The 12,339-nt window shown below is 72.3% G+C and carries 12 protein-coding genes; 7 read left to right on the top strand and 5 right to left on the bottom strand.

Annotated elements, in window-relative coordinates; genetic code table 11:
- The 3 genes from ABT085_RS13290 to ABT085_RS13280 form a co-directional block, all read left to right on the top strand.
- Nucleotides 1-1,284 (top strand): FUSC family protein (locus tag ABT085_RS13290; RefSeq protein ID WP_351605697.1); only part of this gene is annotated, 1,284 nt, incomplete at its 5' end.
- Between the two features lie 203 nt (nucleotides 1,285-1,487).
- Nucleotides 1,488-2,177, top strand: a complete 690-nt coding sequence (locus ABT085_RS13285) for a DUF899 domain-containing protein (RefSeq protein WP_351605695.1) — start codon at nucleotides 1,488-1,490, stop codon at nucleotides 2,175-2,177.
- A 208-nt stretch (nucleotides 2,178-2,385) separates the two neighbouring features.
- A complete protein-coding gene (locus ABT085_RS13280) occupies nucleotides 2,386-2,556 on the top strand; it encodes a DUF8839 family protein (protein WP_351605701.1) in 171 nt (56 codons plus the stop codon).
- A gap of 89 nt (nucleotides 2,557-2,645) precedes the next feature.
- On the opposite strand, the gene ABT085_RS13275 is transcribed toward ABT085_RS13280, so the two are convergent.
- The 3 genes from ABT085_RS13275 to ABT085_RS13265 form a co-directional block, all read right to left on the bottom strand.
- Complete coding sequence (locus tag ABT085_RS13275) at nucleotides 2,646-4,508, bottom strand: ABC transporter ATP-binding protein (RefSeq protein ID WP_502982720.1); 1,863 nt, start codon at nucleotides 4,506-4,508, stop codon at nucleotides 2,646-2,648.
- A gap of 257 nt (nucleotides 4,509-4,765) precedes the next feature.
- The gene (locus ABT085_RS13270; RefSeq protein WP_351605699.1) at nucleotides 4,766-5,167 is read right to left on the bottom strand and encodes a hypothetical protein; all 402 of its coding nucleotides are present in this window, start codon (nucleotides 5,165-5,167) and stop codon (nucleotides 4,766-4,768) included.
- A gap of 32 nt (nucleotides 5,168-5,199) precedes the next feature.
- Nucleotides 5,200-5,961 carry an ATP-binding protein gene (locus ABT085_RS13265; RefSeq protein WP_351605690.1) on the bottom strand — a complete coding sequence of 254 codons (762 nt, stop codon included), beginning with the start codon at nucleotides 5,959-5,961 and terminating at the stop codon, nucleotides 5,200-5,202.
- A 275-nt stretch (nucleotides 5,962-6,236) separates the two neighbouring features.
- Here ABT085_RS13265 and ABT085_RS13260 point away from each other — a divergent pair, with 275 nt between their 5' ends.
- The 3 genes from ABT085_RS13260 to ABT085_RS13250 all read left to right on the top strand — a co-directional run bounded on the left by ABT085_RS13260 (nucleotide 6,237) and on the right by ABT085_RS13250 (nucleotide 8,337).
- Nucleotides 6,237-7,097 (top strand): Sco1979 family transcriptional regulator, encoded by an 861-nt coding sequence (locus ABT085_RS13260; RefSeq protein ID WP_351605688.1) that lies wholly within the window; start codon nucleotides 6,237-6,239, stop codon nucleotides 7,095-7,097.
- Nucleotides 7,098-7,373, top strand: a complete 276-nt coding sequence (locus ABT085_RS13255; RefSeq protein WP_351605685.1) for a DUF397 domain-containing protein — start codon at nucleotides 7,098-7,100, stop codon at nucleotides 7,371-7,373. It abuts the gene before it with no gap.
- A gap of 148 nt (nucleotides 7,374-7,521) precedes the next feature.
- The gene (locus tag ABT085_RS13250) at nucleotides 7,522-8,337 is read left to right on the top strand and encodes an SAM-dependent methyltransferase (protein WP_351605682.1); all 816 of its coding nucleotides are present in this window, start codon (nucleotides 7,522-7,524) and stop codon (nucleotides 8,335-8,337) included.
- Nucleotides 8,338-8,466: 129 nt separating this feature from the next.
- Here ABT085_RS13250 and pdxR read toward each other — a convergent pair whose 3' ends face one another.
- Nucleotides 8,467-9,978 carry a MocR-like pyridoxine biosynthesis transcription factor PdxR gene (pdxR, locus tag ABT085_RS13245; RefSeq protein WP_351605680.1) on the bottom strand — a complete coding sequence of 504 codons (1,512 nt, stop codon included), beginning with the start codon at nucleotides 9,976-9,978 and terminating at the stop codon, nucleotides 8,467-8,469.
- Between the two features lie 47 nt (nucleotides 9,979-10,025).
- Here pdxR and ABT085_RS13240 point away from each other — a divergent pair, with 47 nt between their 5' ends.
- Nucleotides 10,026-10,556 carry a carboxymuconolactone decarboxylase family protein gene (locus ABT085_RS13240; protein ID WP_351605678.1) on the top strand — a complete coding sequence of 177 codons (531 nt, stop codon included), beginning with the start codon at nucleotides 10,026-10,028 and terminating at the stop codon, nucleotides 10,554-10,556.
- 140 nt (nucleotides 10,557-10,696) lie between these two features.
- Here ABT085_RS13240 and ABT085_RS13235 read toward each other — a convergent pair whose 3' ends face one another.
- On the bottom strand, nucleotides 10,697-12,184 hold the full coding sequence (locus tag ABT085_RS13235) for a glutamate synthase subunit beta (RefSeq protein WP_351605675.1): 1,488 nt from the start codon (nucleotides 12,182-12,184) through the stop codon (nucleotides 10,697-10,699).
- Nucleotides 12,185-12,339: the final 155 nt, after the last annotated feature.

The raw sequence follows: 12,339 nt of genomic DNA, 5'->3' as shown, positions 1-12,339 counted from the left end.
ACGGGGACGCCCACCGGACCGCTGCCCGCGCCAGACCGTTCCCTGCCCGCCCTGCGCGCCTTGGACGATGCCCTGCTGCACGCCGCCGACGCCTTCGACCGGGGCGAGGGTGCCGACCTGCACACCCGGAGGCGGACCGCGGGAGATCTGCTCCGGACCGTCTTCGGCGGCGGCGGGCGCGAGTACGGGCTGCGGGTCGCCCTCTGCTTCGGGGCGAGCGCGGCCGTCGCCCAGGCGCTGCACCACGCCCACTGGTACGGGCGGCACGCGCACTGGTACTGGCTGCCCGCCACCGCCGTCTTCCTCGTCAAGCCCGACCTCGGGCCGCTGGCGTCCCGGGTGCTGTGCCGGGCCGCGGGAACCGTCCTCGGGGCCCTCGTCTTCGCCGGCCTCGCCGAGGTCCTGCCCGGGACCTGGGGACTCGTCGTGCTCGTCGCGGTCTGCGGTGCGCTGGTGCCGGTCTCCACCCGCCACTTCGCCGCGCAGACCGCCGTCGTCACCGTCCTCGTCCTCGCCCTGGTCATGGTCGGCGGGGAGCCCCAGGCCTCGGTGAGCCGGATCGCCGAGACGCTGCTGGCCTGCGCGATCGTGCTGATCGTCGGACATCTGCCGATGCCGGGGGAGCGGGGTGGGGGCGTACGCGCCCGACTGGCCACGGCGGGCAGCGCCGCTCAGGCCTACCTCACCCACGTCCTCGACGAGCCCCGCACGTCCGGCGGACCTCGTACGCCCGGCGGACCTCGGACGTCCGGTCCTCGTACGTCCGACGGTCCTCGGACGTCCGGTCGTATGCCCGGCGGTCCTCGTACGGCCGACGAACCTCGCACGTCCGGTCCTCGTACGTCCGGCGGGTCCCCGTCGCCGCAGCTGTCAGCCGCGGTTCCCGCCGCTCCCGACGGAACAGCTCCCGGCGGAGCCGCTCCCGGGTCGACCGCCCCCGGGCCGGCAGCCTTCGGGTCCGCCGCCCGTGCCGCGCGCTGGACCCTGCGGCGCGAGGCCTATCGGACGCTCGCCGAGGCCCGTACGGCCATCGCGCACGCCGCCGCCGAACTGCCCGCCCTCGCCCGGCACACCGAGGGCACCGACGAGGTCGCGGCCCTGCTGGAACGGCTGGTCGACACCACCACCGCCTGCGCCGTGCACCTCGACGACACAGGACGGCTCACGCCTCGCCACATCGAGCGGCTCACCGCCCTGCTGGAGGAGTTGACGAGGATGCGCGAGCGGGCCGGGCTCGGCGCGCTCCAACTGCCCTTGCCCGCCGGGGCCGTCCGGGTCGGCTAGGACCGGTCCGGACCCATCGCACCCGCGCCGGTGCGCGGTTCGGCTCACGCGGCGGCACGACATCGTCGTACGTCGACGTGGGGGCATGGCCGTGCGCAGTCGGACCCGCCGGGAGAACCCGGGTGAGAATTCTGCGGGGCGGCGATGAGTTCCGCTCCTTTCGACGGTCAGCCAGGGGAACGGACCGTCGCACAGGAGGAGTCATGTCGCTTCCGGAGGTCGTCTCGCGCGCGCAGTGGCGTGCGGCACGCGAGGAACTGCTGCTCAGGGAAGAGGCCGTGACGCGCGCGCGGGACGCCCTCAACGCCGAGCGGCGCCGCCTGCCCATGGTCGAGATCGACAAGGAGTACGTCTTCGAGGGCGGCGACGGCAAGGCCACTCTGCTCGACCTGTTCGAGGGGCGGCGGCAACTCGTGCTCCACCACTTCATGTTCGCGCCCGGTTGGGACGCCGGCTGCCGCGGCTGCTCGGCGTTCCTCGACCAGATCGGGCACCTCGCGCATCTGCGGGCGCGCGGGACGACGTTCGCGGTGGTGTCCCGGGCGCCGTACACGTCACTGCTGCCGTTCAAGGCGCGGATGGGCTGGACGGTGCCCTGGTACTCCTCGTCCCTCGGCGACTTCAACCACGACTTCGAGGCGACGCTGGAACGTGACGGGGAACTCGTCGAGCGGCCCGGTCTGAGCTGCTTCCTGCGGGACCACGACCGGGTCTTCCACACCTACTCCGTGCACGGGCGCGGCCTCGACGGCCTCGGCTCGACCACCAGTCTGCTGGACCTCACCGCGCTGGGGCGGCAGGAGGAGTGGGAGGAACCCGCGGGGCGCGCGTGGGCTCTCGGGGCGGCCCCGGGCAGCGAACGCGTGCGCTATCACGACGAGTACGAGGACTGACCCGGCTCGACGAGTACGACGACTGACGCGGCTCGACGAGTACGGGGAGTGACCCGGACGGTGCCGATGAGTCCGGGATGTCACGGGACCCTCACGTTCCGCGGTGACCGGGTGTCAGCTACGTCTCAGTCCCGCAACTGAGGGAGCCGCAGGGCCTTCGGAAGGCGTTGACTCCTGCAAGGACGACGCTTCCTGGAGGTGCAGGGTGGTGAACGGGCGAACAGTGCTCGAACGCTTTCCCGCGGGTGGGCCGCGCGGTTCGTGGCCCGCGGAGGAGTTCGCACACGCGCGACGGCAGGAGGGCCTGCCCGCCGAGGTCGTCATGGACCTCGCGACGGACACCTTCCTGGTGATCGTCCGCGGCAGGGACATGGAATAAGGGATACGGGATCACGGGCACGGGATCACGGACGCGGTCTCAGAAGCACAGGGTCAGGGACGCGGGATCACGGACACGGGGCAGAGGACTCAGCCCGCCTTCGGGGCGGGCACCGGCGTCGTGAACTGTCCGGCCTGGAGCGCGTACAGCTCGGCGTAGACGCCACCGCTGTCGAGCAGCTCGTCGGGGGTGCCGGACTCCACCAGCCGCCCCTGGTCGAGGACATGCACCAGGTCGGCGTGGCGCACGGAGGCCAGCCGGTGGGTGATGAGGACGACCGTCTGCCCGGTGCCGGCCAGCGCCCGGATCTTCTCGAAGACCTCCAGCTCGGCCCGGGCGTCCAGCGCCGCCGTCGGCTCGTCCACGATCAGGATGCGCCCGCGCCGGTAGGCGGCCCGCGCGATCCCGAGCCGCTGCCACTGCCCGCCGGACAGCTCGTGCCCGCCGCTGAAGTTCCGGGCCAGCAGGGTGTCCAGCCCCCGGGGCAGGTCGGCGACCACCTGCTCCGCGCCCGCCTCGTTGATCGACGTGTGCAGCCGTTCCTCGGTCAGCGGCGCCGAGGAGCGGCCGACGGCGACGTTGACCCGGGCGGTGAACGGCCACCGCTTGAAGTCCTGCGCGACCATCGCGATGCGCTCGGCGAGCCGGTGCCGGTCCGCGGTCGCCGCGTCGACGTCGTCCCACAGGATCCGCCCCCGGTCCGGCTTGTACAGGCCCGCGAGCAGCTTGACCAGGGTTGTCTTGCCCGAGCCGTTCTCGCCGACGAGCGCGACGATCCGGCCGAGCGGGAAGGCGAGGCTGATGTCGTCCAGGGCGGGACGGCCGGCGTCGCCGGGATAGCTGAACGTGACGTTCTCGAACCGGATCTCCCGGGGGTCCTCCGGCAGCGGCGCGCCCCCGGCCGGGATGGCCCGCTCGGCCGCCTCGACGTAGAGCCGCTCCAGGTCGCCGACGAACAGGGCCTCCTCGTGCAGCGAGTTCACCTCCAGGACCAGGGTGTCCAGGCTCGTCGAGCCGGTACGGATCGCGATCACGGCCGTGCCCGCCACGGACAGTGCCATCGTGCCGGTGACCAGCAGCGCGCCGAGCGTCGCGTACGTGGCCACCGTCGCCAGGCCGGTCCAGAGCGCCGCGATCAGGCCGGTGCGGGCCGCGAGCCGGGCCAGCCGGGCCTGCTCCGCCTCCGCGGACTCCGACATCGCCCGGAAGTGGCGCAGCAGGAACGGGCCGACCCCGTGCAGCCGGATCTCCGGCGCGGCCGCCGGCTCGGTGAGCAGACTGCTGATGAGATGTCCGGCGCGGGCGTGCTGCACCCAGATGTGGAAGGACTCGTAACGGCGGCGAGCGTTGGTCAGCGCGCTCCAGGCGCTCGGCACGGTCATCGTCACCAGCAGCGGGAGCAGGGCGGGGTGCAGCACGGTCAGTACGCCGGCCGCGGCGACGAGGGAGATCATCGCGTTCACCACGCGCGTGCCGTAGATGATCATCCGGCGGGCGGAGGAGGCGCCGTACTGTGCGGTGTCCAGCAGCTTGTGGAAGGCGTGGTCCTCGATCGCGGACAGCTCCACGGCCGCCGCCCGCTCCAGATACAGCTCGGTCGCCACCCGCTCCACCTTGGGCTCCAGCCGCCCGGTGGCGTACGTGGACGCGGCCCGCAGCAGCGCGCCCACCAGCAGGACGGCGGCCATGACGGTGAGTGCGGGGACGGCACCGCGCAGCCGGTCCTCGATCGGGCCGCCTCCCATCAGCCGGCCCAGCACGCTGTTGACCGTGAACAGGCCCACCGCCTGCGCCAGGCCCCGGCCCGCCTCCGCGGCCAGCACGGTCCGCGCGGCGACGCGGTCGGCCTGCCGGGCCAGCCGGAGGCTGGAGGCGAGCAGCGCGGGCAGGCGGGTCAGCATGGCCCGGAAGCTCAGTTCGAGGAAGGCGTCCGAGTGCTGGTTCCAGCCCATGTCGTAGCGCAGGGCACCGCCGAACAGAAGACGCTCCGACTCGGACACCTCGGGTGCGTCCGAGTCACGTCGCTTCGCCACCGTCGACCTCCCCCGATCGTGGACCACCGGACACGAACGGCAACTATCGCGGGAGGTGCTGCTTCAGGGCAGGGCGTACGGCCGGGGCACGGATGTGCGCGGGCGTACGCCCTACGTGTCGAGTGCTGACCGGCCGCGCCCTGCGTGTCGGGTGCTGATCGGTCGCGACCTGGGCGTCAGGCGCTGATCGGCCGCGACCAAGCGGGTGTGGTCCCGGTCAGCCGGCACAGGGCCAGGTAGAGCGGGATCGGCGGAGTGTACGGAATCGTACCGTCCGGTCTGTGGATGAGATGAGGAAGACGCGCGGCGTCCGGAACGACCGCGCCCACGGCGTAGTACGTGACGGCGGGCCACTCCAGTGCGTGGTCCGAGTCGGACGGAACGATCCACCACCAGCGCGTCCCGTCGGCGTACACGCATCCCACGCGCGGCAGGCGGGGGAGCAGCAGCGGTCCGAGGCCGGCGGGCGCCGCCACCGCGTCGCAGCCGAGCGGGACGGTCATGTCGTCTGGGACGACCAGGCGGTGACGGGCGGGCGGCGTCTGCCGGTCGCGCCGCAGCCGCATAAGCGTGTCCATGCCGAGCAGTTGGCCGGGACCGGAGAGCGCGTTCACGCGTCGCCCCGCTCCGGTCGCCGGGCGTGCGACGGGGTCCCCGCGACCGCCGGTCCGTACTGCGGCGCGTCCTGCGGTCCGTGCTGAGGCGCGTCCTGCGGTCCGTACTGAGGGTGGTCGCGCCACTCCTGTCGCGGCTCGTCCTCGTCTCCCGGGCCGCCGGGCGGGCCGGGCTTCGGGCGGGTGCCCCAGCCCAGGTCGTTGTGCGGCTGCGCGGGGATGCGCGGCATGGCGGTCCCGCGAGGGATCTCCGCCCAGACCAGCAGACCCGACCCCTGCTCCTGGGCACCCCAGGAGTGGCACAGCGCCTCGATCAGCAGCAGTCCTCGCCCGTGCTCCTCCTCGGGCCGCTGCGGGGACGGGTGGGGCTCACCCGGCGCGCAGCCCTCGTCGCGCACCGCTATCCGCACCCGGTCGTCGCCGTCGTGCAGCTCGCAGACGACACGGTTGCTCGCCGTGTGCACGATCGCGTTGGTGACCAGCTCGGAGACGACGAGGGCCGCGGTGTCGCAGGTGTCCTCGCACACCGACCAGCCGGTCAGCCGGGCTCGCGTCAGCCGTCTCGCCTGAGTGGGCGAAGCCGGGTGCGCGGCCAGCTCGAAGCGGAACCGGCGCTCGGCACCGAGCCGGACGGGGCCGGCTGCCTCCCCTGGTTCGGAACGGGCACGATCGGGGGGACCCCCATCGGCACCGAGACCGAGGGGGCGGCCTGCGGCGGCGTCTGTTCCTAAGGGCGCGGACGGAATCACGCTTGCCACTATCGCCCCGCCGCGAACACTTGGCAAGTGTCACTATGAAAAATGCAGAGTGCTGTGTGACGCGGTGGAGGGCCGTGGCACACTGCATGCAACAGCACGTCGAGCGGCGCCAGTTGGGATCAGCGGAGATCCGTGCGGATCTTCGGGTGGGTCTTCGAGTGGCGCCGTAGGGCTGTCGGGGATTCTTTTGTCGTTCCTTTGTCACCGGACCGGCCGGTCTGTCGGCGATCTGTGCGACCGAGCCGTCCTGCCGGGAGTTTTCGTGGAGGTGGAGCGTGAGTGAACCGCGGTCCGCGCCGACCGTGGGTCAGGTCGTCCTAGGCAGGCGCCTGTTGGACCTGCGGGAGCGCGCCGGGCTCAAACGCGAGGAGGCCGCCCAGATCCTCCGTGTCGCCCCCGCCACGGTCCGGCGCATGGAGATGGCCGAGGTCACGCTCAAGATCCCGTACCTCCAACTGCTCCTGAAGGCCTATGGAATCTCGGACGCGGAGGCCGAGGCGTTCGTCCGGCTCGCCGAGGAGGCCAACCAGCCCGGCTGGTGGCAGCGCTTCCACGACATCCTGCCCGGCTGGTTCTCCATGCACGTCAGCCTGGAGGGGGCGGCCGGCCTCATCCGCCAGTACGAGCCCCACTTCGTGCCCGGACTGCTCCAGACCGAGGACTACGCGCGCGGGGTGCTGAAGTCGGGCGCCATCGGCCAGACCAGTCCCGACGAAATCGAGCGCCATGTCGCGCTGCGCATGCAGCGGCAAGGGCTGCTCACCCGGCAGGACGCGCCCCGGCTCTGGGTGGTGATGGACGAGACCGTGCTGCGCCGACCGGTCGGCGACGCGGAGGTGATGCGGGCCCAGATCGACAAGCTGCTCGACGCCATGAAGCTGCCCAACGTGACGCTCCAGATCGCGCCGTTCGCCAACGGTCCGCATCCCGGCACGTACGGGCCCTTCGTGCTGTTCCGATTCGCCATGCCCGAACTTCCGGACATGGTCTACAGCGAGTACCTGACCGGCGCCGTCTATCTGGACGCGCGCTCCGAGGTGGCGACCCACCTGGAGGTCATGGACCGCATGGCGGCGCAGGCCGCTACTGCACATCGCACGAAGGAGATCCTCCGGGATCTCCGCAAGGAGTTGTGAATGGACCGCATCAAGTCCCCATCCAAGTCGCGGATCCGCACCGAGCGGATCTACAACGGCATGCCCGCAAGGGAGTTGGGCAGCGAAGGCTGGCACAAGCCCTGGAGCGGCGGCAACGGGGGCAACTGCCTGGAAGCCATGAAGCTCGCGGACGGCCGCATCGCCGTCCGGCAGTCCACCGACCCCGACGGGCCCGCACTGATCTACACGTCCGACGAGATGACCGCCTTCATCGAGGGCGCGAAGGCGGGGGAGGCGGACTTCCTCCTGTCCTGAACGGCCTGTCCCGGACGGCCTGTCCCGGACGGCTGGCTTGAATTGCTCTCCCGCTCGACCCGTTAAGCCGATGACTGGCTCAACTCCCTTACCTTGGTTCCCGATTGACCATGATCACCGTTCGCGCCCCCCACTTACGGAGTGTTGTATGACCGGGCAGGACCACCCCACCGGCGCTGTCCGGATCGACACCAGCCGACCGCATCCCGCGCGGATGTACGACTGGTATCTCGGCGGCAAGGACAACTACCCGGTCGACGAGGAGATGGGCCGGCAGATGCTGGCCCTGGACCCGCGGGTCCCCGTCATGGCCCGGGTCAACCGCGCGTTCATGCACCGTGCCACCCGCTGGCTGGCCGAGCGCGGGGTGCGGCAGTTCCTGGACATAGGCACCGGCATCCCGACCGAGCCGAACCTGCACCAGATCGCCCAGGGCGTCGCGACCGACGCCCGCGTCGTCTACTGCGACAACGACCCGATCGTGCTGGCCCACGCGGCGGCCCTGCTGCGCAGCACTCCGGACGGCCTGACCGAGTACCTTCAGGCCGACGTGCGCGATCCGGCCGCCATAATCGAGGGGGCCCGGAAGATCCTCGACTTCGACCGGCCGGTCGCGCTCTCCCTCATCGCGCTGCTGCACTTCATCTCCGACGAGGACGGCGCGCACGAACTGGTCGGCCGGCTGCTGTCCGAGCTCCCCTCCGGCAGCTACCTGATGATGACCCACGCGACCGCCGACTTCACTCCTGAGGAGTCGGCGGCGGCGATCGCGAAGCTCCGGGCGGCCGGCATCACCCTCGCACTGCGCTCCCGCGAGGAGTTCGGCCGGTTCTTCCACGGCCTGGACCTCGTCGAACCCGGGGTCGCGGTGGTGCCCGAGTGGCACCCCGAACTGGGCGAACCGGTCCCGGGCCAGGAGGACGGGGTCATACCCGGTTACGGAGCGGTGGCCCGCAAGGGGTGAGGTCGACAGGGGTGTGACCCCGCAAGGGGCCCGCAAGGGAAGCCCCGGGGATTCGGCACGGCCCTTCCATAGGGCTCGTGCCCCTTCGGGCCCCGGGCCGTCGCGGCTGTCGGCGGGCCGGCCCCGGGGTCACGGTGGGGGTAGCACCCCGCACAGCGCCTCGACGGCCGCCCCGTACGCGTGGTCCGAGGGCGTCGCGTACCCCACCACCAGCCCGTCCCGCACCGCCGTGTCCGTCTCCGCCGTGTCTGTCTCCGCCGTGTCTGTCTCCGCCGTGTCCGTCTCCGGGTGCCGGAACGCGGCGAGGCCGTCCAGCGCGACGCCCCGCCGTCCCGCCGCCTCGACCGTGGACCGCTCGGTGCCGTCCGGCAGCCGGAGCACCGCGTGCAGACCGGCCGCGACCCCGGTGACCTCGATGTGCGGGGCCCGCGCGGCCAGCGCCTCGACGAGCCGGTCACGGCGACGGCGGTAACGCTGCCGGGTCCGCCGCACATGACGGTCGTACGACCCCGAGGCCATGAAGTCGGCCAGGCACAGCTGGTCCGGCACGCTCGCCCACGCCTCGCGCTCGCCCTTGGCGGCCAGTACGTCACCGACGTACCGCCGCGGCAGGACCATCCACCCCAGCCGCAGGGCCGGCGACAGGCTCTTGCTCACCGAGCCGACGAGGACGACCCGGTCGGGGTCGAGGCCCTGGAGGGCGCCGACGGGCTTGCGGTCGTATCGGAACTCCCCGTCGTAGTCGTCCTCGACGACCACGCCGCCTCGCGCGCGTGCCCAGTCGATCACCGCGGCCCGGCGCTCGGCGTGCAGCGGAACACCGGTCGGGAACTGGTGCGCGGGCGTGAGCAGCACACCCCGTTCACGGCCCAACCCGGCGACTAGCGCGCCGTGTTCGTCCACCGGCAGCGGTACGGTCCGCACGCCCGCCGTGGCGAGCAGCTCCCGATGGAAGCCCAGCCCGTACGCTTCCACGGCCAGCGGCCCGCGCAGGGTTCCGCCCGCGCCCTGGCCGAACAGCAGGCGCAGGGCGTGCGCGAAGCCGGAGCAGATCACGATCCGGTCCGGATCCGTGCGGACCCCGCGGGCCCGTGCCAGGTACTCGGCGAGGGCCTCGCGCAGTTCGATCCGGCCGGCCGGGTCGCCCGGCCCGAACACCTCGTTCGGCGCCTGCTGGAGCGCCCGCCGGTAGGAGGTGAGCCAGGCGGCGCGCGGGAAGGACGACGCGTCGGGGGTGCCCTGCCGCAGGTCGTGCCGGGGGCCGCGCGCGCGTGGGAGTGCCGCGCGGGGCACCCGGGGGACATCGTGCACCGACGCGGAGCCGCCCCGGCGCCTCGACGGCGGGGGCGGGGCGGACACCCCCATGGCGACGAGCGTGCCGGAGCCCTGGCGGGCGGTCAGCCATCCTTCCGCGACAAGCTCCGCGTACGCGTCCGCCACCGTGTTGCGGGCGACACCCAGGTCGGCGGCGAGCGAGCGGTACGGCGGCAGCCGGGTCCCGGGGGCCAGCCGGCCGTCGCGTACGGCCTCGCGCAGCGCACGGACGACCGCCGCCCGGCGCCCGCCGGACCCGGCCGACGACAGCTCCAGATGCAGGTCGCTGCCGATCCGCTCCGCCGAATTGACCCATGATTCCGCCATGGAATTGCACCCTACAAGAGGTCTTTCCGGGCCATAGGTTGAAGCACATGACGACGAACGCGATGACGACGAACGCGAACACCCGCACGACGCACCCGGTCACGGTCACGGACACCCCCACGGACGAGGCGGGCCGCCTCAACTTCGCCAAGGCCGCCCCGAAGGTCTTCCGCGCCCTCGTCGGCTTCGACACCGCGGCCCGCGACGGCCTGGACCCGTCCCTCGTCGAACTCGTCCAGATCCGCGCCTCGCACCTCAACCACTGTGCGTACTGCCTGCACATGCACACCAACGACGCCCGCAAGGCCGGCGAGAGCGAGGACCGGCTGCACATGGTCGCCGTCTGGCGCGAGGCCCGCCACTTCTTCACCGGGAAGGAACAGGCGGCCCTCGCCCTGACCGAGGCGGTGACCCTGGTGGCCGACACCGGTGTCCCGGACGACGTCTACGCCGAGGCGGCGGCCCACTTCGAGGAGCAGGAGCTGGCACACCTGCTGGCCCTGATCTTCGCGATCAACACCTGGAACCGGGTGGCACTGTCGACGGCGAAGCGGGCGGGCACGGACGAACGACGCTAGGGCCGCGGCAGGCAACGTCCGTCCGTCAGGGCGCACCTGCCCCGGTCGTACGGCCCGGTCCGGTTCACACGGCCATGGGCCGGTCGTACGGCCCGGTCCGGTTCACACGGCCATGGGCCGGTCGTACGGCCCGGTCCGGTTCACACGGCCATGGGCCGGTCGTACGGCCCGATCGGTGCCGGAAGCCGGGAACTCCCCGTCAGATAGCGGTCGACGGCCGCGGCCACCGCCCGGCCTTCCGCGATCGCCCACACGATGAGCGACTGCCCGCGCGCCGCGTCCCCGGCGGCGAACACTCCGGGGACGTTCGTCGCGAAGCCGCCGTCCCGGGTGATCGTGCCGCGCGGTTCGAGCCCCAGCCCGAGCTGGTCGATGAGCCCGTCCTGCCGGTCGGGCCCCGAGAAGCCGAGGGCGAGGAGCACGAAGTCGGCGGGGAGCGTACGCCCCGAGCCGGCCACCGGTCTGCGCAGCGCGTCCACCTCGACCAGATGCAGCGACCGCACCTGCCCGTCGGCGTCGCCGATGAAGTGGAGCGTGGACGCCGCGAACAGCCGGGCGTCCGCGTGCGCCGAGGGCGCCGTCTCCAGGTCGCGCGCCTCCTCGTGCGCGGCCGACAGCCGGTAGACCTTCGGGTACGTCGGCCAGGGGTCGATGTCCTCGTCGCGCTCGGCGTCCGGCTGCGCGTAGATGTCGAGCTGGGTGACGGACGCGGCCCCTTCGCGCACCGCCGTCCCCAGACAGTCCGCCCCGGTGTCACCGCCGCCGACGATCACGACGTGCTTGCCCACGGCGGACATCGGCGAGGTCTCCAGGTCGCCCTCGCACACCCGGTTGGCCAGCGGAAGGTACTCCATCGCCTGATGGATGCCTGTCAACTCACGTCCAGGAACGCTCAGTTCACGCCACGCGGTGGCGCCCGTGGCGACCACCACGGCGTCGTAGCGCGTGCGCAGTTCGGCCGCGCCCACGTCCCGGCCGACCGCCGTGGACGTACGGAACTTCGTCCCCTCGGCCCGCATCTGCTCCAGCCGCCGCTCGAGATGGTGCTTCTCCATCTTGAACTCGGGGATGCCGTACCGCATCAACCCGCCGAGCCGGTCGTCCTTCTCGTACACGGCCACGGTGTGTCCGGCCCGCGTCAGCTGCTGGGCGGCGGCGAGCCCGGTGGGGCCCGAACCGATCACGGCCACCGTCCGTCCGGACAGCCGGTCCGGCGGCTTGGGCGGCACGAACCCCTCCTCCCAGGACCGGTCGGCGATCGCGCACTCGACGTTCTTGATGGTCACGGCCGGCTGGTTGATCGCGAGCACGCACCCCGCCTCGCACGGTGCCGGGCACAACCGCCCGGTGAACTCGGGGAAGTTGTTGGTGGCGTGCAGCCGGTCGGCCGCCGCCCGCCAGTCCTCCCGCGAGACCAGGTCGTTCCACTCGGGGATCAGGTTGCCCAGCGGACACGCGTCGTGGCAGAACGGTATGCCGCAGTCCATGCAACGGTCGGCCTGTTTGCTGACGATGGGCAGCAGCGCCCCGGGGACGTACACCTCGGCCCAGTCCCGGACCCGCTCCTCGACAGGCCGACGGGCCCACTCCTGGCGGGGCGTCGTCATGAAACCCTTGGGATCGGCCATGGCCGTCTTCCTTGCTCGCGCGTGCGACGGGCCGTGCGTCATCGGGCGGCGCTCTTCCGGCCACGATACGTCGCCCGGGCCGCACGCGCAGAGCGGCCTACAGCGCTTTCTCCCACCGGCCTCGGCAAGGATCTTCGGGTGCCCGGACGGGCGTC

Origin of the sequence: Streptomyces sp. NPDC002265, from assembly GCF_040296125.1 — a bacterium.
Classification (GTDB): Bacteria; Actinomycetota; Actinomycetes; order Streptomycetales; family Streptomycetaceae; genus Streptomyces.
This window is presented reverse-complemented; position numbering and strand designations above follow the sequence as displayed.

What these genes read in the sequence shown, in the direction of transcription:
- ABT085_RS13240 (WP_351605678.1), top strand. Translation starts at nt 10,026, where the DNA reads ATGACGACGAACGCGATGACGACGAACGCGAACACCCGCACGACGCAC.
- ABT085_RS13250 (WP_351605682.1), top strand. Translation starts at nt 7,522, where the DNA reads ATGACCGGGCAGGACCACCCCACCGGCGCTGTCCGGATCGACACCAGC.
- ABT085_RS13285 (WP_351605695.1), top strand. Translation starts at nt 1,488, where the DNA reads ATGTCGCTTCCGGAGGTCGTCTCGCGCGCGCAGTGGCGTGCGGCACGC.
- ABT085_RS13255 (WP_351605685.1), top strand. Translation starts at nt 7,098, where the DNA reads ATGGACCGCATCAAGTCCCCATCCAAGTCGCGGATCCGCACCGAGCGG.
- pdxR (WP_351605680.1), bottom strand. Translation starts at nt 9,978, where the DNA reads ATGGCGGAATCATGGGTCAATTCGGCGGAGCGGATCGGCAGCGACCTG.
- ABT085_RS13270 (WP_351605699.1), bottom strand. Translation starts at nt 5,167, where the DNA reads ATGGACACGCTTATGCGGCTGCGGCGCGACCGGCAGACGCCGCCCGCC.
- ABT085_RS13275 (WP_502982720.1), bottom strand. Translation starts at nt 4,508, where the DNA reads ATGGGCTGGAACCAGCACTCGGACGCCTTCCTCGAACTGAGCTTCCGG.
- ABT085_RS13235 (WP_351605675.1), bottom strand. Translation starts at nt 12,184, where the DNA reads ATGGCCGATCCCAAGGGTTTCATGACGACGCCCCGCCAGGAGTGGGCC.